We start from the raw sequence: 24,313 nt of genomic DNA on the forward strand, positions 1-24,313 counted from the left end.
CCCTTCCGACAAGCTGCCGTTTGTCTTACAGTAGCGGTTATAGTCCATCGTCCCAGCGTCGGCTTCCCCTAGCGTCCGGCGCACCGAGGAGGTTCGATGACCAAGGCGGAACTCATCTTCGACCCGTTCTCCGATGAGTATTACGAGAACCCGTTCGACATCTATCGGCGCATGCGCGAGGAAGCGCCGCTGTACTACAACGCCGAAGAGGACTTCTACGCGCTGACGCGCCACGAAGATGTGTCGGCGGCTCTCAAGGACTTCGAGACCTATTCGTCGGCCCGCGGCTGCGATCTCGCGATGGTGCGCTCGGGTGAGGCCCCGCAGAAGATGATCATCTTCATGGATCCGCCCGATCATCGGCACATGCGCAGCCTGCTCAACAAGGCCTTCACCCCGCGCGCGATTCAGGCCCAGCGCGACACCGTCATCGAGCAGGTCGAGCGGTTCCTGGGCGCGGTCGACCCCGACGGTTTCGACCTGGTGGGGGACTTCTCCGGCCCCTTCCCGGTGGAGGTCATCACGCGGATGGCCGGGGTACCCGACGAGTATCGCCAACAGGTTCGGCACTGGATCGACACGACGCTGCACCGCGAGCCGGGGCAGATCGCGACCAGCGAGGCCGGCATGCAGGCCACCATCGAGACCGCGACGTACTACTACGGGTTGATCCAGGAGCGGCGCGCCGATCCGCAGGACGACATGATCAGCCGGTTGATCGCCGCCGAAATGCCTGGCGAGGACGGTCAGATGCGGCGCCTCGACGATATCGAGATCACCGGATTCGCCTCGCTGCTCGGGGCCGCCGGCGCGGAAACCGTCACCAAGCTGGTCGGCAACGCCGCGGTGATCTTCGCCCGTCAGCCCGACCAGTGGCAGAAGCTCCTCGACGATCGCAGCAAGGTTCCCGCCGCAGTCGAGGAACTGCTGCGCTACGAGGGCCCGGTGCAGTACAACGTCCGCTACACCCTCAAGGAGGCGCACGTCGCCGGCGGCATCATTCCGGCCGGCAAACCGGTGTTCTTGATCGCCGCGGCCGCCAACCGCGATCCCGAAGCGTTCACCGATCCCGACACTTTCGACATCGACCGCGACCAGACGCAGGCGCAACACCTGGGCCTCGGGTACGGGATTCACAGCTGCCTGGGGGCAGCGCTGGCCCGGATGGAAAGCGTCGTCGCCTTGGAGCGACTGCTGGACTTCATGCCTCGTTACGAGGTGGATTGGGATGGCCTGCAACGAGTTCACATGCAGAACGTCTCCGGCTGGAAGAACGTTCCCGTCCGCGTGTTGCGTTAGGGGTGCCGATGTCACGCCGACAGGTAGTGGTCGATTACGGGCTGTGCGAATCCAATGCGATCTGCATGGCCATCAACCCGGAGGTGTTCCACGTCGATGACGACGACAACCTCTTCATTCTCAAGCCTGACATCACCGCCGAGACCGAACGCGACGTCGCCGAGGCGGTCCGTCGCTGCCCGCGCCAGGCCCTGGCGATCGTCGAGGTCGACGACTAGGCGTCCTCGCCGCGTCAGGGGCGCGCCGGGAATCCCGACAGGATCACCGCATTGCATTCGGCGGCGGCCTGCCGCAGCTTGACCGCCTCCTGGTAACCCTCGGAGTTGTACCAGGCGCGGGCCGCGTCCACGGATTCGAATTCCAATACCACGGTTTGGTTTCCGTGCCACTGGCCTTCCAGCACCTCATGCTGGGTCTCGACGGCCAGGATCGTGGCGTTGGCCATCGTCGGCCCCGCCGCCTTACCGTAGGCAACCATGCCCGCAGGGTCCTTAATGGCCTCGGTCAAGATCACATATCCCTTGGGCGCGTTCGCCATTAGCTCTCCTGAGTGTCGGTGACGTCGTCGATGGCACGTTCTGGGCATTGCTTGATGGCGTCGCGGACCGCGTCTTCGAACTCGGCCGGCACCTCGCCGACGGTGACCTCGGAATAGCCGTCGTCGTTGATGGCGAACACCTGCGGGCAGATCGTGGTGCAGATGCCGTGTCCGGCACAGCGATCCGGGTCAACCCAGGCCTTCATCGCACAGTCCGCTCGGCCGGGGTGAATTCCAGGTTCAGTTGGGTCAGTCCGCGCAGGATGTAGGTCGGGATGTAGTGGAATTGGCGCGCGCCCTCTGGGCCGTGCAGCTCGTCGGAGATCCTGATGTCGGTGGTGCGGTCCAGCAGCCGCTCGATGGCGATGCGGGTTTCGGCACGGGCCAGCGGCGCACCGGCGCAGCTGTGGATACCACGTCCAAAGGTGATGTGCTGACGAGCATTCGAGCGCGCGGGGTCGAAGGTCTCGGGGTCGGTAAACCGGCGCGGATCCCGGTTCGCCCCGGCCGCCAGCACCATCAGCGTCGTGCCGGCCGGGACATGCACTCCACCGATCTCGGAGTCCACCCGGGAGAGCCGGAAGTCACCCTTGACGGGACTCTCAAAGCGCAGCACCTCCTCGATGAAGTTCGGGATGAGGCTGCGGTCATCACGGAGTCGCTGCTGGATGTCGGGCCGCTCCCCGATGATCCTCAGCGCGGAGCCGAGCAGGCGCACCGTGGTTTCCTGGCCGGCCGAGTAGACGTTGGCGGCCACCTTGGCCACGTCCATCGGGTCCGGAATGGAACCGTCGGGGAACGTCGCCTCCGCCATGCCGGTCAGCACGTCGTCGCGCGGTGCACTGCGTCGGTCGGCGATATAGCCGGCGAAGGTGGCGTAGAGGAACTCCAACGGGCTGTGGGCCAGCGCCTTGGCATCGGTGCTGCCGATCCCGCCCCCGGCGTTGCGCTGAATGTTCTTGACGAAATCATCACGATCTTCATCCGGGACACCGAGCAGGTCCGCGATGACCAGCAGGGTGAACGGGGCGGCGAATCCGCCAATGAATTCACCGGCGCCGGGCGCCAGGAAATCGTCGAGTACCGCATCGGCGAGCTCCCACATGGCGTCCTCGTTCTCCTTGAGGCGCTTGGGGGTGAGCAGTCGCATCAGCAACGCACGGTGGTTGGTGTGCGTCGGCGGGTCCAGGGTCGGCAGTTGGTCGCTGAACGGCAGTTTGTCGCGGTGCTTGTCGATCAGGCCCGCGACGGTCTCGCCCCCCAGGTCGCCGTCGAGCGGCACCGGGAAGCCGGGGAACGGGCCGGTCACCGCGATACACGAGGAGAAGACCTCGGCATTGCCGGCCACCGCGCACGCCTCGTCCCAGCCGGTCACCATCGTCACGCCGTGGTGCGGCTCGCGAGTTACCGGCGACCGCTCACGCAGCGCGCGCAGATAGGGGTATGGGTCGCCGACCACCGTTTGGTCGGTGAAGAAGTCGATCGTGTCTGGATCCATCGAGCCGTTTCGCTCCCTCTCACAACCGAGAATCCCATTCTCGTAACCGGTGAATAGAATTTCATATCCCAACGGTGCCCGTCAATGTTGCCCGGGCCGCCGGCCCGACTCAGCTGTTCGACCGCGCGGCTTCCATCAACGCGTTCGCCTGGCGATCGCCGTCCTTGTGGTGGCTGAGCGCACGGATCGAGACGTCGTGGCCCTCGGCAGCCTTCCGCAGCGCACCGACTCCCGCCTGCTCGCGGGGTATGTGCGAGAACGGGTCGAACGAGTACCAGCGCATGGCGTTTTGGTGAGTCATCTTGTTGATGTCGTCATCGGATACGTTGTTGGCACTCAGCACATTCCACAACTCTTCGGGCGCTCCGGGCCACATCGAGTCGCTGTGCGGGTAGTCGGCCTCCCAGGCGATGTTGTCGATACCGATCAGGTGGCGCAGTGCAATACCCACCGGATCGGAGATGAAACAGGTCAGGAAGTGCTCCCGGAACACCTCGGAGGGAACCTTCCCGCCGAAGTCCTGACCGGTCCAGGTCGAATGCATCTCGTAGGTGCGGTCCACGCGCTCCAGGAAGTACGGGATCCACCCGGTGCCGCCCTCGGACAGGGCGACCTTGAGGCCCGGATACTGCTTGATCGGCCGGGACCACAACAGGTCCGCGGCGGCTTGGACGATATTCATCGGCTGCAGAGTGATCATCACGTCCATCGGCGCATCGGGGGCGGTGATGGCCAGCTTGCCGGACGATCCGATGTGCACATTGAGCACCATGTCGGTGTCGCACAGCGCCCGCCACAGCGGGTCCCAATACGCGTCGTGGAAACTCGGGTAGCCCATCGCGGCCGGGTTCTCGGTGAACGTCAGGGCATGCACGCCCTTCTTGGACACCCGCCGCACTTCGTCGGCACACTTCTGCGCATCCCAGATCACGGGGATCGCCATCGGAATGAAACGCCCGGGATAGGCCCCGCACCATTCGTCGATGTGCCAGTCGTTATAGGCCTGCACCAGCGCCACCGAGAAATCCGCGTCGTCGGTGGCGAAGAGTCGACCGGCGAAGCCGGGGAACGACGGGAAGCAGATCGAGCCCAGAATGCCGCCGGCATTCATGTCCTTGACCCGCTCGTCGACGTTGTAGCAGCCGGGCCGGATCTCATCGAGGCCCTGCGGCTCCAGGCCGTACTCCTCTTTGGGCCGGCCCGCGACCGCATTGAGCGCCACGTTGGGGATCACCACGTCGCGGAACTGCCACGAGTCGGAACCATCGGCGTTGTGCACCAAACGCGGCGCGTCATCGAGGTACTTGCGCGGCAGGTGGTTGGCGAACATGTCCGGTGGTTCAACGGTGTGGTCGTCGACGCTGATCAGAATCATGTCGTCCTTGTTCACGGCCATCCTCCGTTCCGGGCACGGCACAGCGGGCCGCCCCAACGACGTCTCCAATGAAAACTATCTTCCCGTTTTCGGAGAATCAACCTTCGCACAAGCTCTCGGCGTTGCGCCGCCCGCGGCACGACGGGGCGCGGCGCACACCGTTGCACCCACTCGCCCCACCTGCGCAAACAGCGAAGTGTTGACCAATCGAGCCAAACATGGAAATCTACTGGTCAAATATGAGAATGTGATTCTCGTAAACGAGGAGGAACCGATGCGCCTGACTCCGCTGTCGGAGTCCCAGTGGGACGAGGAGGCGGTCCAGCGTGCGCTGGCCCAGGTGCTGACCGCCGATCGGCGCAACTCCCGCGACGCCGGGTCGGCGATGACCATGTTGGTTCACCACCCGAAGCTGGCCCGGGCCTTTCTCAAATTCAACGTCGAGCTGCTGTACCGCTCATCGCTGCCCGGAAACCTTCGCGAGCTTGCGATTCTGCGGACCGCGCACCGCCGCGGCTGCGAATACGAGTGGGTGCACCACATCACGATCGGCAAAGAAGCCGGCCTCACCGACGCCGACATCGAAGACCTGCAGCACGGCGCGGGACGCGACGAGCTGCACCAAGCCGTGGTGAACGCGGCCGACGAACTCGAGGAGGACTCCCGGCTCTCCCCCGCCACCGAGGCGGTCCTCGCCAAACACCTGGACGAGCAACAACTGATGGAACTCGTCTTCACGGTCGGCTGCTACAGCATGTTGGCCATGGCATTCAACACCTTTGGCGTTGAACTTGACGAACAACCCGAATCAGAGAGGTAGTACAGTGGCGCACTTCCCCAAGCCGGCTGCCGGCAGCTGGACGCAGAGCTATCCCGAACTGGGAACCGAGCCAGTCGATTACAGCGACTCCATCGACCCCGCATTCTTCGAAGCCGAGCGCGAAGCGGTCTTCAAGCGCACGTGGATCAACGTGGGACGCGTCGAACGGCTCCCCAAGACGGGCAGCTACTTCACCCGCGAGCTGCCATCGGTGTGCAAGGGCACCTCGATCATCGTCGTCAAAGGCAAAGACGGCGTGGTGCGCGCCTTCCACAACATCTGCCGTCACCGCGGAAACAAGTTGGTGTGGAACGACTTCCCCAACGAGGAGACCTCAGGTACCTGCCGACAGTTCACCTGCAAGTACCACGCCTGGCGCTACGGTCTGGACGGCGACCTGACCTTTGTCCAGCAGGAAGACGAGTTCTTCAACGTCGACAAGACCGACTACGGCCTGGCCGGTGTGCGCTGCGAAGTATGGGAAGGCTTCATCTTCGTCAACTTCGACGACAACGCGCAGCCGCTTGCCGACTACCTCGGGCCGCTGGCCAAGGGGATCGAGGGCTACCCGTTCGGCGAGATGACCGAGACCTACTCCTACCGCGCCGAGGTCGGCAGCAACTGGAAGCTCTTCATCGACGCGTTCATCGAGTTCTACCACGCGCCGATCCTGCACCAGGGGCAGTACACCAAGGAGGAAGCCGCCAAGATCCAGAAGTTCGGCTACGAAGCGCTGCACTACGAGCTGGCCGGCCCGCACAGCCTGCAGTCGACGTGGGGTGGTCAGGCGCCGCCCCCCGACATGTCTATGGTCAAGCCATTGGACCAGGTGCTGCGCAGCGGACTGTTCGGCCCGTGGGACAAGCCGGATCTCATCGCCAACCTCAAGGAACTGCCGCCGGGCGTGAACGTCAAGCGAGTGCCGCAGTGGGGCATTGACTCATGGCTCTTCTACCCCAACTTCATGCTGCTGATCTGGGAGCCGGGTTGGTACCTGACCTACCAGTACTGGCCGACCGCAGTCGACAAGCACACCTTCGAGGCCAACCTGTACTTCGTGCCGCCGAAGAACGCTCGCGAACGCCTGGCCCAGGAGCTGGCCGCGGTCACGTTCAAGGAGTACGCACTGCAGGACGCCAATACCTTGGAAGCCACCCAGACCATGATCGGCACCAAGGCCGTCAAGGACTTCCTGCTGTGCGACCAAGAGATCCTTATCCGCCACCTGCACAAGGTGAACCGCGACTTCGTAAAGGAGCACCAAAATGCCGCTGCCGTCTGAGTTCGCCGCCCTGGAGCCCTATTTGGACTGGGACCTGGCTCACGAGCCCGACCGCTACGCTAAGCGGCTCGCGTCATCCATGGCCGAGATGCAGCAGTTCTACGACGTCGCGTTCCCGCTGCTGGACGACGCCGCTACGTACTGCGACAAGTTTCCACTGGACGACTTGCCAGATGACGCAAAGACTCTCATGCACATCATGCAATCCCTCGTCATGGTGTCCTTCCCGATCGAGGCATGGAAGCAGCCGCGCGTCCCGGACAGTGGCGCGGCGTGGGTGGAACTCCTGAGCGAGCCGGTGATCTAGGAGTGCTGACACTCAAGGCGGCCGGGCTGCTGGACGTCGACGCCGGAGAGATCGTCCGGCCTGGAGTGCTGCATATCGACGGTGACCGGATCGTCGGCGTCGGCGAACGCCCGCCGGGCAGCGTCGAAGCCGACGAGACGATCGACCTCGGCGACCTGATCCTGCTGCCCGGGCTGATGGATATGGAGGTCAACCTGCTGATGGGCGGCCGGGGCGAAAACCCCGGCCTGTCCCAGGTTCAGGACGATCCGCCGACCCGGATGCTGCGTGCGGTGGGCAATGCCCGACGCACCCTGCACGCCGGCTTCACCACGGTGCGCAACCTGGGACTGTTCGTCAAAACCGGCGGATACCTGCTCGACGTGGCGCTGGGCAAGGCGATCGACGCCGGCTGGATCGAAGGGCCGCGGGTGGTGCCGGCCGGTCACGCGATCACCCCCACCGGCGGGCACCTGGATCCGACCATGTTCGCGGCGTTCATGCCCGGCGTGCTGGAGCTGACCGTCGAGGAAGGCATCGCCAACGGTGTCGACGAGATCCGCAAAGCGGTTCGCTATCAGATCAAGCATGGTGCTCAGCTGATCAAAGTGTGCTGCTCGGGCGGCGTCATGTCGTTGACCGGTGAAGCCGGCGCGCAACACTATTCGGACGAAGAACTGCGGGCCATCGTCGACGAGGCACACCGGCGCGGGCTGCGCGTGGCCGCACACACCCACGGCGCCGAGGCGGTCAAGCATGCGGTGGCCTGCGGCATCGACTGCATCGAGCACGGGTTCCTGATGGACGACGAAGCGATCGCGATGCTCGTCGAGAACGACCGCTTCCTGGTGACCACCCGACGCTTGGCCGAGGCGATGGACGTGTCCAAGGCGCCGCCCGAACTGCAGGCCAAGGCAGCCGAGATGTTCCCCAAGTCCCGCACCTCGATCAAGGCCGCCTACGAGGCCGGGGTCAAGATCGCCGTCGGCACCGACGCCCCGGCCATCCCGCACGGCCGCAACGCCGACGAACTGGTCACCCTGGTCGAATGGGGCCTCCCGCCGGCCGCGGTGCTCAAGGCGGCGACGGTGACCGCGGCCGAGCTGATCAACACCGACGACCGCGGCCGGCTGGCCGAGGGGCTACTCGCAGACATCATCGGAGTTCCGGGAGATCCGTTGTCCGACATCACCGTTACCCGCAATGTTGCGTTCGTCATGAAAGGCGGCAAGGTATATGTCAACAAGAACTGACGACCTGGTCGAGATCCAGCAGACGCTGGCCCGCTACGCGGTGACCATCACCCAGGGCGACATCGACGGGTTGGTGGCAGTGTTCACCCCCGACGGCACTTACAGCGCATTCGGCGAAACCTATTCACTGGACCGGTTTCCGGTGCTGGTCGATGCCGCGCCCAAGGGCCTGTTCATGACCGGCACCCCGGTCATCGAGTTGGACGGCGACACCGCGACCGGCACTCAGCCGCTGTGCTTCATCGACCACGCCAGCCACGACATGCGGATCGGCTACTACAACGACACCTACGTGCGCACCGCCGACGGCTGGCGGCTGCGGACCCGCAAGATGACGTTCATCCGGCGCAGTGGCACGCATGACGCGGGGCGCCCGCACGCCATCGGCAGGCCGACCGCCTGATGAATGTCGCTGCGTTCCAAGCTGATCTACGCGCTTGGCTCGACGAGAACGACCTGAGCCCCGGACCGGAGAACTCGCTCGAAGGACACCTCAAGCAGTTCGCCCGAGTCTCGGCCGCGCTCTACGAAGCGGACTGGATGCGGTACGGCTGGCCGGTCGAAGCCGGCGGCCTGGGCGGACCGGCCATGCTGCGCGCCATCGTGGGTGAGGAGGTGGTCGGGCGGCGCCTGGTCGAACCGGGCCCCTACTCCATGCTCGAGGTGCTGGCACCGACGATGATCGACTACGCGACCCCGGAGCTGGCCGCTGAGATGGTCCCGAAGTTGCTCAGCGGCAAGGAACAGTGGTGCCAGGGTTTTTCCGAGCCAGGATCTGGCAGCGACCTGGCATCACTGAGCACCCGCGCCGTCCCGCGGGGCGACCAGTGGGTGATCAACGGCCAGAAGGTCTGGACCAGCTTCGCCCAGTACTCGCAGCGCTGCATCCTGCTGACCCGCACCGGGGACGCCGATACGCCGAATCACCAGGCGATCACCGCCTTCTTCGTCGACACCGACACCCCCGGTGTCGATGTGCGCCCGCTGCGCACCATGCACGGCGTCGACGAGTTCTGCGAGGTCTACTTCGATGATGTCGTCGTCGACGGCTCACGGATGCTCGGCAAGCCCGGCGACGGCTGGCAGCTGGCCATGGACCTGCTGCCCTATGAGCGCTCCACCTGCTTCTGGCAACGCATCGCCTACCTGTACTCACGCTTCGATGCGCTGATCGCCGAGGCGAAGCGCCAAGGCGCCGCGGTCGACAACGACTTGGGCGCGGTGTACCTGGCGTTGCACACCTTGCGCTGCCGCTCCCGTGCCACCCAGCACCGGCTGGCCGACGGGCACCGGCTGGGCCCGGACACCTCGGTCGACAAGGTGTTGCTGGCCAGCGCCGAACAGTTGCTCTATGACACCGCCCGCGACCTGATGCCGGGTGTCATCGAGCTGGACGAGGGTGAGTGGCGCGCCGAGTACCTGTACTCCCGGGCGGCCACCATCTACGGCGGTACCGCCGAGGTTCAGCGCAACATCATCGCCCGCCGACTGCTCGATCTTCCCAAGGAGTGACGATGACCACCGGAATGGACACCGCCGCGCTCGTTCTGCTGGAAGAGACCCTGCGTAAGACCATGGCGTCGTCGTCCGGCGCTGCGCTCGACCAGGCCCTAGCCGAACTCGGTTGGGCGGAAATGCTTGCCGAAGAACCGGATATGGCAATCCCGCTGGTGTTCCGGTTGCTCGGCGAGACCGGGGCGCATGCCTCGGTACTCAACGACGTGATCCTGGAGACCATCGGCGGCCTGCCCGGCGGCACTCCCCCGATGCCCTATGCCGGTGGCCGATGGGTGATCTGGGAGCGCCGGGAAAGAGAAGGCCACCCCGCCGATCCCGTTCTTGGCGGGCTTCCATTGCGCGAGATACCCGGCGGAGAACTCATGCGCCTGGGTGAGGCCCGCCGCGCGTTGGGATGGTGGCTGGTCGGCTCGGCGCGGGCAATGTTGACGCTGGCCCGCCAGCACGCACTGGACCGGGTGCAGTTCGGCAAGTCGATCGCGTCCTTCCAGGCCGTTCGGCATCGACTGGCCGAGACCCTGGTCGCCATCGAGGGCGCCGAGGCCACCCTCACCGTGCCCATCATTGACAGCCCGGACCTGACGTCCATATTGGCCAAGGCCGCCGCGGGAAAGGCCGCACTGACCGCGGCCAAACACTGCCAGCAGGTGCTCGGCGGCGTCGGCTTCACCGAGGAACACGAACTGCACCGCCACGTCCAGCGGGTCCTGGTGCTCGACGGTCTGCTCGGCAACGCGCGCGAGTTGACCCGCCAGGTCGGCGGCGGTCTGCGGGCCCGCGGCTCGGCGCCCCGCATGGTCCAGCTCTGAGTCGCCGAATCGGCATTCCACGACGGGACACGCCGATCCAGAGTCGCCGGATTCCGTCTCGGCGGTGAGGGTCAGCCCCGCGGCAGGCCGAGCACCCGTTGCGCGATGATGTTGCGCTGGATCTCCGAGGTGCCCCCGGCAATGGTTCCCGAGAAACTGCGCAGATACCGGTCGAACCAGCTTCCAGAGGCGTGATCTTCGTTGAGCGGCATATAGGTACCGGAGCTGCCGGGGTGGATCAGGCCGGCCGCACCCACATTGTCGAGCGCGTGTTCCGCGGCGTTCTGCACGGCTTCTGAACCAAGCAGCTTGAGCACCGACAGAGCGGGCACGTCCTGCTCACCGCGCGCGGCCTGCGCCAGGGCCACCGAACCGAGCAGCCGCAGCGCCTCGTTGTCCATCAGCAGCGTGGCGAAGCGGTCACGGTCCAGCGCACCCACCGGACTGAAGTCATGAATCAGATCACGTAGCCGGTCGGCGAAGCTCATCCACAGCAGCGTGCGTTCGTGACCGAGTGAGCCGTTGGCCACTCCCCAGCCGCCGTTGAGCGGCCCCACCAAGTTCTCGGCAGGCACCCGGACGTCGGTGAAGAACACCTCATTGAAGTCGATGTCGTCGTGCGCACAGGCCGATGCAAAAGGCCGTCGCACAACGCCTTCGGTGTCGGTGGGGATCAGTAGCACACTGATGCCCTTGTGTTTCGGTGCATCCGGGTCGGTGCGTACGAACGTCAGCAGCACGTCGGCATCGTGGGCGCCGGAGGTCCAGACCTTCTGACCGTTGACCACGAAGTGGTCGCCGTTGAGCACCGCCCGGGTCTGCAGACCGGCCAGGTCCGATCCGGCGCCGGGCTCGCTCATCCCCAGAGATGCGGTGATCTCGGCCCGCAGAATCGGTACCGCCCAACGATGTTTCTGCTCCTCGGTGCCGAACGACAGCAGCGAGGCGGCGATGATGCCCACCCCTTGCGGGTTGAAGCTGGGGTAGATACGCCGGCGGGACAGTTCTTCTGAGTGCACGTACTGCTGAAGAATCGTGGCGTTGCGGCCGCCGAATTCGGGCGGATTCGCCGGCAGTAGCCAGCCGTTGTCGAACAACAGTCGCTGCCAGCGGCGGGCCCAATCCGGCACGTCCGAGCACGAATGCGACCGTTCCAGAGCGTCGGCATCGGAGGGCAGATGCTCGTCGAGGAACGCCGAGAACGCGGCCCGGAAGTTCTCGACTTCAGGATCAAAGGTCAGCTGCATGGGCGAACTCCTCGGCTCGGGCGCCGCGGGATACCCGATTCGAACGCGGCTGGCGATCTTGCTCGTCCGCTTCCCTAGACGCGGAGATGAGAATATCATTCTCGAATGGAGAAGTTACGATCTCTGAATCGTCGGCCCCACGCCGGTGTGCCGCACCACCGGCGCATTTGTGTCCAGTACAGTTGCGCCATGTCTCGGTCACCGCAGCGTCCGGAACGCCGGTGACCAATCCGAGCGAGGAACCCGCCTGGAAGCAGCGCGCGGTCGAACGCTCGATCAAGACGGCGAAGATCCGCGCGGCGCAACGCGTCCAGCGGTTTCTGGATGCCGCGCAGTCGATCATCATCGAAAAGGGCAGCACGGACTTCACCGTGCAGGAGGTCGTGGACCGCTCGCGCCAGTCGCTGCGCAGCTTCTACCTGCAGTTCGATGGCAAGCACGAGCTGCTGCTGGCGCTCTTCGAAGACGCCCTGAGTCGCGCTGCCGATCAGATCCGCGCCGCCACGGCCAATCACTCCGATCCACTGGAACGGCTCAAGGTCGCCGTCGAGTTGTTGTTCGAGTCGTCGCGCCCGGACCCGGCCGCCAAACGGCCGCTCTTCACCGACTTCGCCCCGACCCTGCTGCTGACCCACCCCGTCGAGGTCCGGGTCGCCCACACGCCACTGTTGGAGTTGCTCGCCGAGCTGACCGAACAAGCCGCCGACGCCGGTCGGCTGCGTACCGGCGCCAACCCCCGGCGGGTGGCTGCCATGATCATGCAGACGGTCATGTTCAACGCCCAATCCAGCCCCGCCTCAGCCGATCCGGCGGTCAACCCGCTGACCGCCGAGGAAGTCTGGGACTTCTGCGCGCACGGCTTCGAACGCAGCTGAGCTGATTGAGCCCCCTCCCCCGGGCGACGGGACGGATTAGACTGCGGCCATTGCCATGCGTAGGAAGCCCGACCCGCAACAACGGCGTCGACAGCTGTGCGATGCGGCGATCGAGCTGCTCGGCGCGGACGGCGCCCGCGGACTCAGCCACCCCAAGGTCGATCGCCGCGCCCGCATGCCCGCAGGGACGACATCGTTTTACTTCCGCACCCGCAAGGCCTTGATGCACGCGACGGCCTCCCGGGTGACCGAGCTCGACCTCGCCGATCTCAGCGCCATGTCGGAGCTGGCCGACGATGGCGACGGCCGTGCCTCGGGCACCATGGGGCTGGCGACGATGGTGGTGCTGGCCGGCGCCGCGCCGTGGGTGACGCGAACACGTGCGCGCTACGAACTGGCGATGGAGGCCGGTCGCGACCCCGAACTGGCCGAGATCATCCGGCAGAGCACAACTCAATTCCATGAGCTCGTCCGACGAGCGGTCTCCCAGTGGCAGACTCACGACTCCGAACCCGATCCGGCAATGCTGGACGAACAGACCTATGCGGTCCTGCGCTTCGTCAACGGCGTCATGGTGGAGTCCTGCCAGGGCCACGATGTTGATCGCAGTGCCGAACAGGTCGATCGGCTGATCCGGGCGATCATCGCCGGCGTGCGCGAACAACACGCCGCCGACTGAGCCACCACACGGCGACCACCGCCAACCCTAGACATCGGCTGGGGAACCACATACCCTCGTGCAAACGCAATTATCCGAATGCGAGAAGGGGATTATCCATGTCGGTGCAGACGGTGTTGGACGACATTCGCAAGGTCCCCGGCACCGGAGACGTGATTCCGATCATCGATCCGGCCACTGAAGAGCAGCTGACCGAATTCACCGACTGCGGACCCGAAGCGGTCAACGACGCCGTCGCCCGGGCCAAGGCCACCGCCGAGTCCGGGGTGTGGTCGCAGATGGCCGACTACGACCGGGCCAAGGTGCTGTGGAAGGTCGCCGACCTCATCGACGAGAACGCCGAGATCCTCGCCGAACTGGAGTCCGTCAACGCCGGCATTCCGGCCTCGCAGGCCGCGATCATCACCAAAGTGGGTTCGGAGTGGTTCCGCTACTACGCCGGCTGGTGTACCAAGATCGACGGCATCGCACGAGATGTGAACACCGGTGGCCTGACCGGCATCGAGTCACACCAGCACGTCTACACGCTGCGCGAGCCCTATGACGTGGTGGGCCTGATCTTCCCGTGGAACGGACCGGTCTTCAACTTCTGCGCCAAGCTGGCGCCGTCGCTGGCCGCCGGCTGCAGCAGTGTGGTCAAACCGGCCGAGGAAACCCCGCTGTCGGCGCTGGTCCTCGACCGCATCCTGAGCGAGGCCGGCGTTCCCGACGGCGTGGTCAACATGGTGCTGGGCTACGGCCACACCGCCGGTGCTGCGATCACCGCGCACCCGGACGTGGACAAAGTTGCGTTCACCGGGTCCACCGAAGTCGGTCGTGAGATCGTACGCTCCTCTGCCGCAAGCAATCTCAACAAGATCACCCTGGAACTCGGCGGCAAGTCGCCGGTGATGATCTTCGACGACGCCGACCTCGATATGGCCATCACCATGGCGGCGTTCGGCACCTTCGTGCACTCGGGCCAGGCCTGCGTCTGTGGTTCGCGTGTGTTCGTCCAGCGCGGTGTCTACGAGCGCGTGGTCGAGGGCTTGGCGAACATGGCCAACATGATGAAGCTCGGTGGTCCCAAGGAAGAGGGCGCCATGGCAGGTCCGCTGATCAGCCAGAAGCAGCTCACCCGGGTGCTCGGCTACCTCGAGCAGGGCAAAGCCGACGGCAACGAGTTCGTCACCGGCGGCCACCGCCTGGACCGCAAGGGCTACTTCGTGCACCCGACCGTGGTCACCAATGTCGACCCCGATTCCAGCCGGCTGTTCCAGGAGGAGATCTTCGGGCCGGTGGTGACGGTGCTGCCGTTCGACGACGAAGACGAGGCGATAGCCCTGGCCAACAACAGCAGCTACGGTCTGGCCGCCACTGCGTGGACCTCGAACCTGGGCCGGGCGCATCGACTGGCCAAGCGACTCAAGGCCGGAACGGTCGGACTGAACTGTCAGATGCAGTTCGACCACTCGATGCCGTTCGGCGGATACAAGCAGTCCGGCTGGGGTTACGAATCCGGCAAAGCGGGCATCGAAACCTACCTCCAGACGAAAATCGTCTGGGCGCAGATGTAGCCGGCGACTCCGAACAACGACATGGTTGACTCCCCCGCCTCCCCCTACCGGGTCGTCCAGTGGACGACCGGAAACGTCGGCAAGAGCTCCGTTCGGGCGATCGCCGGCAACCCGAATTACGACCTGGTCGGCCTCTTCGCATGGTCGGACGACAAGGTCGGTCGCGATGCCGGCGAGCTGGCCGGCATCGCCCCGATCGGCGTCGCCGCCACCAACGACGCCGCGGCGCTGCTGGCGCTCAAACCCGACTGCGTGGTCTACAACCCGATGTGGATCAACGTCGACGAACTGGTGCAGATCCTGTCGGCGGGCGTAAACGTCGTGACGTCAGCGTCTTTCATCACCGGGCACAACCTCGGCGACGACCGGGCCCGACTCGACGAGGCGTGCCGCAAGGGCGGTTCCACGCTGTTCGGATCCGGAGTCAGCCCGGGGTTTGCCGAACTGCTGGCGATCGTGGCGGCAACGGCCTGCGACCGGGTCGACAAGATCACCATCACCGAGACGGCCGACACCACCCTCTACGACTCTCCCGACACCGAACGGCCGGTGGGCTTCGGCGCCGCGATCGACGACCCGGACCTAGAACCCATGGCCGCCCGCGGCACGGCGGTCTTCGCCGAGGCGGTCCGGCTGGTCGCCGACGCCATGGGCGTCGAACTCGATGAGATCACCTGCTCGTGCGAATACGCCCAGACCACCGCGGATCTGCCGATGGCTTCGTGGACGATCCCGGCCGGGCATGTGGCCGGGGTCTTCGCCAGCTGGCAGGGAATCTCAGGCGGCCGATGCGTCATCGACATCAACGTGCGGTGGCGCAAAGGGCAAACGCTCGAGCCGGATTGGCAGCTCGACGGCGATGGCTGGAAGATCACCATCGACGGCCGGCCGACGGTGAACATGCAGGTCGGGTTCACCCCGCCGCCGGACCTGATCGCCTCGGCCAAGTCCCTCGACGACTTCTTCGAGCTCGGCCACATCATGACCGCGATGCCGCCGATCAACGCCATACCGGCCGTCGTCGCCGCCGAACCCGGGATCGCCACCTACAACGATCTGCCGCTGAACCTGCCCCGGTTCCCCGCTCAGAACAGGTAGATCACCAGTACGGCCGTGCACAGCACGGCCAGCCAGGTGTCGGTGGTGCGGCGCAACCAGATCGGTGCGGTGCGCACCTCCATGAAGTTGCGGATGATCAGCCGGGCTTTGACGGCCGACAGCGCGATCACCGTGACGGTAATCGGGATGCTCGGCTCGACGTGCCCGGAGGTGTGTCCCGGGGCCAGCCACCACGCCAGCACGGTGATGACCACCAGAACAAGCCAAGTTCCGGTGAGTAGCGGGTCGGCTGCGAAGCGGGATTGCTGCGGTGCGGTCACAGAGTTCACCTCATCACGTAGAGCAGGGCGAAGATGACGACCCAGAGCAGGTCGACCATGTGCCAATAGGTGGCGCCCTGTTCGACCATGCTGACCCGCGCCCGGCGTGGGTTGCGCAGTTCCCGGATCACGACGCCCAGAATCAGCAAGCCAAGGCCGACGTGGAACAGGTGCACGCCGGTAAGCACGTAATAGAAGCTGAAGAAGGCGCTGGAATTGGTGTGCCCCGCATGTATTTCCGCGGACCACTCATAAACCTTGAGCACCGCGAAGAGCGCTCCGCACAGTGCCCCAGCCCGCACCAGGTGCACGGCGCCGGTGCGATCGCCGGCCCGGGCGGACTGCACGCTTTGGGCCACCAGCCAGGAGCTGGTGATCAGCACGATGGTGTTGATCACGCCGATGGTGATGTTGAGGTGCTGCTGATCGGCCAGGAACTGCTCGGGTGCGCGCGTCCGGAAGACCAGGTAGGCGATGAAGTAGCTGCCGAAGATGAACAGGTCGCCGAGCACCATGAACCACATGTGGCCGTCGCCGGGCAGATGCGTACGGACGTTTGACGCTTTCAGGTCAGTCATCGGCGTGTCTCCGCAAGGGATTCGGGGGCTTCGCGTTTGCCGGTGACCCACATGATCGGGAAGATCAGCCCGATCCAGGCGGCGAAGATGACGACGGCGATGTAGAACGAGATGATGCCGTTCCAGGAGAAGGCGCCTGATTCGAACAGCCACATCTGGGTGGCGATCACTTCGGTGACGATCTGCCAGACGGTGATGTAGGCGAACCACTTTGGGAAGATGTTGTTCTTGTCGTAGAAGATCGCCAGCGCCAAACAGAAATAGGCGGCGGTGAAACAGCCCAGCGATCCGTTGTAGGACAGTGTCCCCAGGTCGTAGAAGAAGCGCACCAGCTCCGGGTCGCGATCTGGCCGGAACACCGCGAGCAGGTAACACAGCATCATCAGCTGAAATCCCGGGACCGCCCCGACCGCCATGGCACCGATGTAGCCGTAGGCCAGCACCGAACCCGAGCTCATCCGTTTCATGTGATAGCCGATGAGGCCGTTGGAGATCGCGGCGCCGCCGGTGATCACCAGCAGCATCACAAAGCCGATCTGAATCGTCCACGCGTGTTGGTGATACCAGGCCTGGATCTCGGGCATGCCGACATCGGGGCGCGGCGGCGGCGTCACCCGGCCCAGCAGGCAGACACCGAGACCCATCAGCAGATAGAACGCCACCGAGATCCAGAACACCACCCGCACATCGGGTTTGCCTCCGGCCGGCGGTGCCTCGTCGGCCCGGGGTCCGTAGAGCAGTGTCGCGATATTCACCGCGCCGGTCCTTCGATCAAGCCTTCGGCCACGCCTTGGCGATAGAGCGCATCGCGCAGCGCAAAGAACATCGCGATGACGAATACTGCGAACGCGCCGTTGCGAACCCAGAACGAGATGAGCCCGTCCCAGGCCAACGGTCCGGTGGTGAACACCGTCGCCGCGACCGAGGGCAACATTGCCAGGGCGGTGATCACCGAAAGGTGGGCCACCCAGCGCGGGAACACCGGATCGGGTCCGCGGTCGAAGTAGACGGCACAGGCGAGCATGGCGAACTGCGCCACGATCATGCCGACGGGAGCGATAAACGACAGCCACGCCATGTCGTTGAGCGCTTGAATCACCTCCGGGCTGCGGTTCGGGCGAAACGCCGCCACCCCGAAGTAGATGTTCGACAACGCGAACAGCGTCGCGCCGCTGACCACGGCAGCCAGGTAGGCGTAGGCGAAGGCGTGACTCTGGCCCGACATGCGCTTCATCTGCGCCACGATCAACACCAGAAACGGCACGATCATGATCCCGCACAGGTTGAACCCGACCATGCTTAATCGGATCCAGGACCGATGCTCGTCGTAGAACTGCGCCACCTGCCCGGCCGACATGGTTGGCGACATCGGCGGGAAGAAGCCCGGGAATGCCGCGAACATCGCGAGCAATACCGCGGCGACGACCGGACCCGACCACAGCAGCACCAGCTGCGCCCGGAATGCGGTGGCCTGCGGCGTCTCCTCCGCCTCAGCGATCATCTGCATGGCCTGGTCCCTTCGCTGCTCCCCCGGCGACACAAGTCGGGCGGGTGCGGGGACCGGATCACCCCCTAGCCGATCGACTACCCGAAGATAGCCGAGCGGCTATCCGGCGGTCAATGGCCGTCGAGAGGTTCGATGAATCGTTTGGTGAGCCGCAGCAATTGGGCGCGCAGCGTGTCATCGTCGACGTGACCCACCAGCGGATGCATCACCCCAACGGCGATGGCGCCGGACAACATCGCCGCCGACACCACGGCGTCATCCCCGGCGTCGCCGACGAGCACCCCGTAGAGCCGCGCGATGAACAGTTGAAAAGGCTGGTGCTCGGCCAGCAGCCGGACGATCACCGGATCGAACTGCAGGGTGCTGGCCGCACCCCGTCGACGCACCGCCATGTCGATGACGCCGTCGAGCAACACTTCTCGAGCCCGCGGTCGACTCTGCTCGGTTTCGGCAGCCTCCAGCGCCTCCTCCAACGCGCCCAGCTCCCGCTCGGTGAGTGCGACGACGATCTCTTCCTTGGTCTTGAACTGGTGGTAGACCGCCGCCTTGGTCACCCCGATCACGTCGGCGATCATCTGCAGCGACGTTCCGCCCACGCCGTGTTCGCCGATCAATTGCAGCGCAGCGTCGAGTATGCGCGTCTGCGCCGCGCTGCGGGGAATGAAGCGGAACTGGGTAGCGGCCGGAGTGGAAGCCATGCGATGAGAGTAGCCAGTCGGCTAGTCAGATAACAGCCGCTCCGCCGCTGAGTAGGGATCGTCGGTTCCGTCGACAACCAGTTCGGTGAGCCGGTCCAGCGCGGGATGGGTGCGCAGCCGGGTCTGAGCCAGTGACAGGATCTGCGCCCGCGCCCGGGCCAGCCGGCGCTCGCGACTGTCGGTGCGGTGATGGGCTTCGATCGTGTCTACCAGCTCGTCCAGACCCTCGCCGCGCGCGGCGATCAGGGTGAGAATCGGTGCGCCGGTGTGGTGCAACTCGATGCGCAGGTCGCGCACGGTCTGTTCGGCACCCTCGCGGTCGGCCTTGTTGACCACCACGATGTCGCCCACTTCCAGCAATCCGGCTTTGGCGGCCTGGACCGCATCGCCGGCGCCAGGATTGAGCACCACGATTGTCGGATCGGCGATCGCGGCGATCTCGATCTCGGACTGGCCCACCCCGACCGTCTCCAGCAGCAGCACGTCGAATCCGAGCGCGGCGAGCAGCTGGAGGGCTGCGGGCACCGCCTCGGCCAGTCCACCCAGGTGGCCGCGGGCCGCCACCGACCGGATGAGCACGTCCGGGTCGTTGATGTGGGCAGCCATCCGGATGCGATCACCCAGCAGTGCGCCGCCGCTGAACGGCGAGGACGGGTCGACGGCCAGCACCGCCACCCGCAGGCCCCGCTGTCGGTATGCCCCTACCAGAGCAGCGATCGTGGTGGACTTGCCGGCCCCCGGCGGTCCGGTCACTCCGATGACTCGCGTGGCCGCAGGCCCCACGGCGGACAGAACCTCGCCCCGCCGGCCGCTTTCGACCAGGCTGAGCAAGCGGCCGGTGGCGCGGACGGAGCCCCCGCGCGCCGCGGCCAGCAACTCGGCAATGGTCATCGGCACCGTCAGTTCTTGTTCGCGGTGAGCCGATCGATGATGGCCGCGAAGTCGTCGGTCTTGAAGGACTGATCTTCGGCCATGTTGGCGAAATCCAACGTGGCCAGTACCGCGCGCTCCAGGTGGATGTTGAGCAGCCGCTTGGTGCTCTCCACCGCCTGGCGGGGTAGCTCAGCGATTCGCTTGGCACACGAAATTGCTTCCGCCAGCGGGTCTTCCGCTACGTGGTTGGCCAACCCCAGCTCCACCGCCCGGGCCGCCGGAATACGCGCTCCGGTCAGGGCGTACTCCTTGGCCAGCAGCAGGCTCATCTGCAACGGCCAGGTGAGCGGGCCCCCGTCGGCAGCGACCAGACCCACCTGCACGTGCGGGTCGGCCAGGTAGGCCGACTCCGAGATGTAGACGATGTCGCTCAGCGCCACCAGACTGCAGCCCAGTCCGACGGCGGGCCCGTTCACCGCGGCGATCACCGGGGTACGGCAACGTGCCATGCCCAGCACGATATCGCGGCCGTGCGCAATCGTCTTGGCGCGCAGCTTCTCGTCGCGACGCAGTTCGTCGAGGTAGGCGAAATCGCCCCCGGCAGAGAACGCCCGACCGCTGCCGGTCAGCACCGCCGCCCGCGCCTCGTCGTCCTCCTCCAACCGGGGCCACAGTTTCGCCAGGCCGGTGTGCAGTGCGTCATTGACGGCGTTGAGCGCGTCGGGGCGGTTCAGCGTGATGATCCGCAGCGGGCCCTCGGCGCGCACATCGATCTCAGCAGGCATGTCGTACATGTCTTACGCTCCTTCCATAGTCGCGACCCGCTTCACCCGGACTTCGTCCGCGTTCGCGATCACGACGTCAATCCCAGGATTCGGCCGGCAATGATGTTCTTCTGGATCTGCGAGGTACCGCCCATCACGCTCTGGGCGCGGCTGTACAGGTAGGCGCTGAGCAGGTCCGGGTCGTCGACCCCGCCAACCGCCAGCGCAGCGTGGCCGACGGACTGCTCCACCCAGGTCATCAGCAGCTTGTCCAGTGAGCCCTCCGGCCCATGCGAGAGCCCGTCAAGCTGTTCGGAGAGCCGTCGGCGCACATGCAACCGCAGCATCTCGGTTTCCACTGCCGCCCAAGCTAATTCCTCCGGTACGTCACCGGCTACCCGCTTCGCCATCTGGCGCACCAGCTTGCCGTAGCGCGCCGAGTACCCCAGGGTCGACGGTTCGCGCTCATGACCAACCACCGTCATCGCCAGCGCCCAGCCCTCCCCCGGCGCACCGATCATCTGGCTTGCCGGCACCCTCGCGCCGTCGAACAGCACCTGGCCGAATTCCGTGGTGACACCGTTGATCATCTGCAGCGGTCGCTGCTCGATTCCGGGCTGGTGCATCGAGATGATGAACGCCGAGATGCCGCGGTGCCGGGGCGCGTCCTTATCGGTGCGGGCCAACAGCAGGCACCAGTCGGCGACATCGGAGTAACTGGTCCAGATCTTGTGGCCGTGTATGACGTAGTCGTCGCCTTCACGGGTCGCCGTGGTGGTCAGCGACGCCAGGTCTGAACCGGCCCCGGGCTCGGAGAACCCCTGGCACCAGCGCTGGGTGCCGTCGATCATGCCGGGCAGGAACCGTTGCTGCAGTTCTGCACTGGCGTGGCGACCCAGCCCGACGACCAGATACCCCAAACTCGGCCGCGGCGGGGCGCCGGCAGCGGCCAGCTCCTCGTCGACGATGACGTCATAGACCGGCGGCAGCTCCTGGCCGCCGTACTCGCGCGGCCAGGACGCCCCGAAGAACCCGCCTGCATACAGCGCCTGATGCCACTCACCCTGGCGCGCCCAGTACTCGTCGTCGCCGGCGGCGGGGAAGGTACCAGCCCGCTCGGTCAGCCAGGCCCGAAGCCTGCTGCGAAAGTCGGCTTCGGCGGGCGAATCACGAAAGTCCATCTGCGATCTCCCTTATCGTCACGGGCCACAGGCCGGTCGAAGTCAGCGCCCGCCGCAGATAGACGTGCGCCGCGCACTCCCAGGTGTTGCCGATTCCGCCGTGCACCTGGATCGCGGTCTCGCAGACCGTTCGCGCGGCGCGGGCGCAATAGATCTTGGCGATCCGGGCGGCATGTACCGCGTCGGCCGCGGGCGCTTCGTCGACCGCCCAGGCCGCGTGCCGCAGCACGCTCACCGACCCCTCGATCAGCGCCAGTCCCTCGGCGAGCAGGTGGGCGATGGCCTGATAGGACCCGATGGGTTTGCCGTACTGCTCACGGATCTTGGCGTAGTCGCACGCCAGACCGTGCGCGCCACGTGCGGTGCCGACCAGATCCGCGCACGTCGCCACCAACGCCAGTGCCTGCCAACGCAACGCGTCCTCGGCACCGAGCTCGCCGACCCGCTGCGCCGCATCGGCAAGGTCGGCGACGGGCCGGGTGAGGTCGGCTCCGGTGCGCAGCGCCCCGACGGGGGCGGTCAGCACCGCGCGCCCGTGCACCGTCACCGCCTGCGCTGCACCGCGCGCGTCGATGGCGGTGTCACCGACCGCAACGGTGGTCGGGTCCTCACCCAGGGCTACGTGGCGGTGCAGGTCGTCGGCAAGTGCCGGCCCGAGGAACGGCACGTCGACGAGGCCGCGACCGAACTCCTCGGCGACGATCGCCACCTCAACGCCCGATGCACCGTCGGAACGTAAAGCGCGCCAGCCGGTCTGGGCAACAGCACGTTCCAGGCGCGCTATCCGGCTCGCGTCGTCGAGCTCGGCCACCGAGCCGGGTCCCAGATCATCGGCGAGCTTGGCCGCGGCATCTCGCAGTTGGCGCTGCTCGGCATTCAGCCGGACATCCATAGGCGCTCCTTCAGTAGTCGGCGCAACAGTTTTCCGGAAGGCAACCGGGGGATCTCGGGCACGAACACCACCCGGCGCAGCCGCTTGTAGGACGCGAGGCGATCGCTGACCAGGGCGCACAGTTCGTCGTCGCTGACCGGCGCGCACAGTGCGACCGCGGCGACCACGGCCTCACCGTCACGCTCGTCGGGCACCCCGAACACGCCGCAGTCAGCGACCGCAGGGTGCTCGTGCAACACGGCTTCGATCTCGGCGGGGGCGACCTGAAAGCCGCGGACCTTGATCATCTCCTTGCAGCGATCGGTGATCCGCAACCAGCCGCCGGCGTCGAGGTATCCCACGTCGCCGGTGTGAAACCAGCCGGCGCGCACGACTTCTGCGGTCGCCGACGCGGGAAGGTAACCGGCCATCAGGGAATCGGACCGGACCAGGATCTCCCCGGGGACACCGGCCGAGAGCTGCTCACCGGTTTCGACATCGACTACCTGCAGCTGAACGCCGGCTACCGGCCGGCCCACGGTGTCCAGGCGCCCGGCGGCAGCGTGGCTGCAAGCAATCACCGGTAGCTCACTGGTGCCGTAGGCCGGCACAACGGGCACGCCGGTGCGTCGGGTGACGGTGTCGGCGACGGCTGCGGTCACCGGGGTGGCACCCCACATGATGAAACGCAGTGAGGACAGGTCGAACGATTCCAGGTCCGGATGCGCCGCAATGGCCAGGGCGATCGGCGCCACCGCCATTTCCACGGTGATCTTGTCCGAGCCGATCGATGTGAGCATGGTGTCGATGTCGAACCGCCGGTGCAACCGCACCCAGGCCCCGACCTTCAGCGCGGTCAAGATGTTGAGCAGCCCGAGGATGTGCGACGGCGGCGTCGCCACTTGGATTCGGTCGGCGGCGGTCAGCCCCAACGCATCCCGCCAGTGCCGTACCGCCGCGGCCAGCGAGGCGTGGGTGTGCCGGACAGCTTTGGGTAGCCCGGTGGTGCCGGAGCTGAACACCAGCAGTGCATCGGAGCCGGCCGGCGGCGGCTCACCGTCCCACCTGCCGGCCGGAATCTCGGCCATCACGTCGTCGAGGTGTCGCATCGGCATCAGCTCGGCGAGCACCGGGTGGTCGCCGAGTGCGCACCGGGGTTGCACCAGCGCGAGGGCGTGCGCCACCTCGTCGTGCTTCCAGGCGGGGCTGATCAGCGCGACGGTCGCCCCCAGGCGCCAGATGGCACGCACCGCGATAACGAACTCCGGCCGATTCGACGACATCAGCGCCACCCGGTCCCCGGCGCTCACACCGTCAGCCGCCAGGACGGCCGCCAGGTCGCCGGCCAGCGCGTCGAGCTCGGGCAGCCGCCACTGCCGATCCTCGAACGCAAGCACTGCTGTAGACGATCCTGACGACATTTGAGA

28 protein-coding genes are annotated in these 24,313 nt (G+C 65.9%); 13 read left to right on the forward strand and 15 right to left on the reverse strand.

Going from position 1 to position 24,313, the window contains the following annotated elements; genetic code table 11:
* The first annotated feature begins 96 nt into the window (after nucleotides 1–96).
* Together RCP37_RS18180 and RCP37_RS18185 are read left to right on the forward strand one after the other, a co-directional pair.
* Entirely contained in the window at nucleotides 97–1,299 is a 1,203-nt protein-coding gene (locus tag RCP37_RS18180; RefSeq protein ID WP_308484381.1) for a cytochrome P450, read from the forward strand.
* An 8-nt stretch (nucleotides 1,300–1,307) separates the two neighbouring features.
* On the forward strand, nucleotides 1,308–1,517 hold the full coding sequence (locus RCP37_RS18185; RefSeq protein WP_308484382.1) for a ferredoxin: 210 nt from the start codon (nucleotides 1,308–1,310) through the stop codon (nucleotides 1,515–1,517).
* 14 nt (nucleotides 1,518–1,531) lie between these two features.
* On the opposite strand, the gene RCP37_RS18190 is transcribed toward RCP37_RS18185, so the two are convergent.
* The 4 genes from RCP37_RS18190 to RCP37_RS18205 all read right to left on the reverse strand — a co-directional run bounded on the left by RCP37_RS18190 (nucleotide 1,532) and on the right by RCP37_RS18205 (nucleotide 4,725).
* A complete protein-coding gene (locus tag RCP37_RS18190) occupies nucleotides 1,532–1,837 on the reverse strand; it encodes a DUF1330 domain-containing protein (protein WP_308484383.1) in 306 nt (101 codons plus the stop codon).
* Nucleotides 1,837–2,043 (reverse strand): ferredoxin, encoded by a 207-nt coding sequence (locus tag RCP37_RS18195; RefSeq protein ID WP_224973123.1) that lies wholly within the window; start codon nucleotides 2,041–2,043, stop codon nucleotides 1,837–1,839. The genes RCP37_RS18190 and RCP37_RS18195 overlap by 1 nt, the downstream gene beginning before the upstream one ends.
* Entirely contained in the window at nucleotides 2,040–3,335 is a 1,296-nt protein-coding gene (locus tag RCP37_RS18200) for a cytochrome P450 (RefSeq protein ID WP_308484384.1), read from the reverse strand. Before RCP37_RS18200 ends, RCP37_RS18195 begins: the two co-directional genes overlap by 4 nt.
* Before the next feature lie 109 nt (nucleotides 3,336–3,444).
* Complete coding sequence (locus RCP37_RS18205; protein WP_308484385.1) at nucleotides 3,445–4,725, reverse strand: amidohydrolase family protein; 1,281 nt, start codon at nucleotides 4,723–4,725, stop codon at nucleotides 3,445–3,447.
* A 259-nt stretch (nucleotides 4,726–4,984) separates the two neighbouring features.
* Between RCP37_RS18205 and RCP37_RS18210 the strand changes: the two genes are divergently transcribed.
* From RCP37_RS18210 to RCP37_RS18240, 7 genes are read left to right on the forward strand one after another with little or no spacing between them, the layout of a single operon-like run.
* The gene (locus RCP37_RS18210; RefSeq protein WP_308484386.1) at nucleotides 4,985–5,530 is read left to right on the forward strand and encodes a carboxymuconolactone decarboxylase family protein; all 546 of its coding nucleotides are present in this window, start codon (nucleotides 4,985–4,987) and stop codon (nucleotides 5,528–5,530) included.
* Nucleotides 5,531–5,534: 4 nt separating this feature from the next.
* The gene (locus RCP37_RS18215; protein WP_308484387.1) at nucleotides 5,535–6,812 is read left to right on the forward strand and encodes an aromatic ring-hydroxylating oxygenase subunit alpha; all 1,278 of its coding nucleotides are present in this window, start codon (nucleotides 5,535–5,537) and stop codon (nucleotides 6,810–6,812) included.
* The gene (locus tag RCP37_RS18220) at nucleotides 6,796–7,119 is read left to right on the forward strand and encodes a hypothetical protein (RefSeq protein WP_308484388.1); all 324 of its coding nucleotides are present in this window, start codon (nucleotides 6,796–6,798) and stop codon (nucleotides 7,117–7,119) included. Before RCP37_RS18215 ends, RCP37_RS18220 begins: the two co-directional genes overlap by 17 nt.
* 2 nt (nucleotides 7,120–7,121) lie before the next feature.
* On the forward strand, nucleotides 7,122–8,351 hold the full coding sequence (locus RCP37_RS18225) for a metal-dependent hydrolase family protein (RefSeq protein ID WP_308487142.1): 1,230 nt from the start codon (nucleotides 7,122–7,124) through the stop codon (nucleotides 8,349–8,351).
* Nucleotides 8,335–8,754 (forward strand): nuclear transport factor 2 family protein, encoded by a 420-nt coding sequence (locus RCP37_RS18230; protein ID WP_308484389.1) that lies wholly within the window; start codon nucleotides 8,335–8,337, stop codon nucleotides 8,752–8,754. The genes RCP37_RS18225 and RCP37_RS18230 overlap by 17 nt, the downstream gene beginning before the upstream one ends.
* Nucleotides 8,754–9,863, forward strand: coding sequence for an acyl-CoA dehydrogenase family protein (locus tag RCP37_RS18235; protein WP_308484390.1), 1,110 nt, complete (start codon nucleotides 8,754–8,756; stop codon nucleotides 9,861–9,863). The genes RCP37_RS18230 and RCP37_RS18235 overlap by 1 nt, the downstream gene beginning before the upstream one ends.
* A 2-nt stretch (nucleotides 9,864–9,865) precedes the next feature.
* The gene (locus tag RCP37_RS18240) at nucleotides 9,866–10,678 is read left to right on the forward strand and encodes an acyl-CoA dehydrogenase family protein (RefSeq protein ID WP_308484392.1); all 813 of its coding nucleotides are present in this window, start codon (nucleotides 9,866–9,868) and stop codon (nucleotides 10,676–10,678) included.
* 71 nt (nucleotides 10,679–10,749) lie between these two features.
* Here RCP37_RS18240 and RCP37_RS18245 read toward each other — a convergent pair whose 3' ends face one another.
* Entirely contained in the window at nucleotides 10,750–11,925 is a 1,176-nt protein-coding gene (locus tag RCP37_RS18245) for an acyl-CoA dehydrogenase family protein (RefSeq protein WP_308484393.1), read from the reverse strand.
* Nucleotides 11,926–12,146: 221 nt separating this feature from the next.
* Here RCP37_RS18245 and RCP37_RS18250 point away from each other — a divergent pair, with 221 nt between their 5' ends.
* From RCP37_RS18250 to RCP37_RS18265, 4 genes are all read left to right on the forward strand, one after another.
* Complete coding sequence (locus RCP37_RS18250; protein ID WP_308484394.1) at nucleotides 12,147–12,800, forward strand: TetR/AcrR family transcriptional regulator; 654 nt, start codon at nucleotides 12,147–12,149, stop codon at nucleotides 12,798–12,800.
* Between the two features lie 115 nt (nucleotides 12,801–12,915).
* Entirely contained in the window at nucleotides 12,916–13,479 is a 564-nt protein-coding gene (locus RCP37_RS18255) for a TetR/AcrR family transcriptional regulator (RefSeq protein WP_308487143.1), read from the forward strand.
* A gap of 98 nt (nucleotides 13,480–13,577) precedes the next feature.
* Nucleotides 13,578–15,035, forward strand: a complete 1,458-nt coding sequence (locus tag RCP37_RS18260; RefSeq protein ID WP_308484395.1) for an aldehyde dehydrogenase family protein — start codon at nucleotides 13,578–13,580, stop codon at nucleotides 15,033–15,035.
* A 21-nt stretch (nucleotides 15,036–15,056) separates the two neighbouring features.
* The gene (locus tag RCP37_RS18265; protein WP_308484396.1) at nucleotides 15,057–16,133 is read left to right on the forward strand and encodes an NAD(P)H-dependent amine dehydrogenase family protein; all 1,077 of its coding nucleotides are present in this window, start codon (nucleotides 15,057–15,059) and stop codon (nucleotides 16,131–16,133) included.
* On the opposite strand, the gene RCP37_RS18270 is transcribed toward RCP37_RS18265, so the two are convergent.
* From RCP37_RS18270 to RCP37_RS18315, 10 genes are all read right to left on the reverse strand, one after another.
* Nucleotides 16,121–16,414, reverse strand: a complete 294-nt coding sequence (locus tag RCP37_RS18270; RefSeq protein WP_308484397.1) for a cytochrome C oxidase subunit IV family protein — start codon at nucleotides 16,412–16,414, stop codon at nucleotides 16,121–16,123. The genes RCP37_RS18265 and RCP37_RS18270 overlap by 13 nt on opposite strands.
* A gap of 5 nt (nucleotides 16,415–16,419) precedes the next feature.
* Nucleotides 16,420–16,992 (reverse strand): cytochrome c oxidase subunit 3, encoded by a 573-nt coding sequence (locus tag RCP37_RS18275; RefSeq protein WP_308484398.1) that lies wholly within the window; start codon nucleotides 16,990–16,992, stop codon nucleotides 16,420–16,422.
* Nucleotides 16,989–17,747, reverse strand: a complete 759-nt coding sequence (locus RCP37_RS18280; protein ID WP_373693052.1) for a hypothetical protein — start codon at nucleotides 17,745–17,747, stop codon at nucleotides 16,989–16,991. The genes RCP37_RS18275 and RCP37_RS18280 overlap by 4 nt, the downstream gene beginning before the upstream one ends.
* Entirely contained in the window at nucleotides 17,744–18,499 is a 756-nt protein-coding gene (locus RCP37_RS18285) for a hypothetical protein (protein WP_308484399.1), read from the reverse strand. The genes RCP37_RS18280 and RCP37_RS18285 overlap by 4 nt, the downstream gene beginning before the upstream one ends.
* Nucleotides 18,500–18,609: 110 nt before the next feature.
* Nucleotides 18,610–19,197, reverse strand: a complete 588-nt coding sequence (locus RCP37_RS18290) for a TetR/AcrR family transcriptional regulator (protein WP_308484400.1) — start codon at nucleotides 19,195–19,197, stop codon at nucleotides 18,610–18,612.
* A 21-nt stretch (nucleotides 19,198–19,218) separates the two neighbouring features.
* Nucleotides 19,219–20,088 carry a methylmalonyl Co-A mutase-associated GTPase MeaB gene (gene meaB / locus RCP37_RS18295; protein ID WP_308484401.1) on the reverse strand — a complete coding sequence of 290 codons (870 nt, stop codon included), beginning with the start codon at nucleotides 20,086–20,088 and terminating at the stop codon, nucleotides 19,219–19,221.
* 8 nt (nucleotides 20,089–20,096) lie between these two features.
* Complete coding sequence (locus tag RCP37_RS18300; RefSeq protein WP_308484402.1) at nucleotides 20,097–20,864, reverse strand: enoyl-CoA hydratase/isomerase family protein; 768 nt, start codon at nucleotides 20,862–20,864, stop codon at nucleotides 20,097–20,099.
* 59 nt (nucleotides 20,865–20,923) lie between these two features.
* A complete protein-coding gene (locus RCP37_RS18305) occupies nucleotides 20,924–22,015 on the reverse strand; it encodes an acyl-CoA dehydrogenase family protein (protein ID WP_308484403.1) in 1,092 nt (363 codons plus the stop codon).
* Nucleotides 22,002–22,907: an acyl-CoA dehydrogenase family protein gene (locus RCP37_RS18310; protein WP_308484404.1), complete on the reverse strand. Its 906-nt coding sequence runs from the start codon at nucleotides 22,905–22,907 to the stop codon at nucleotides 22,002–22,004. The genes RCP37_RS18305 and RCP37_RS18310 overlap by 14 nt, the downstream gene beginning before the upstream one ends.
* Nucleotides 22,892–24,307: a class I adenylate-forming enzyme family protein gene (locus tag RCP37_RS18315; RefSeq protein ID WP_308484405.1), complete on the reverse strand. Its 1,416-nt coding sequence runs from the start codon at nucleotides 24,305–24,307 to the stop codon at nucleotides 22,892–22,894. The genes RCP37_RS18310 and RCP37_RS18315 overlap by 16 nt, the downstream gene beginning before the upstream one ends.
* Between the last annotated feature and the right edge of the window lie 6 nt (nucleotides 24,308–24,313).

This window comes from Mycolicibacter sp. MU0102 (assembly GCF_963378105.1).
Taxonomy (GTDB): Bacteria; Actinomycetota; Actinomycetes; order Mycobacteriales; family Mycobacteriaceae; genus Mycobacterium; species Mycobacterium holstebronense.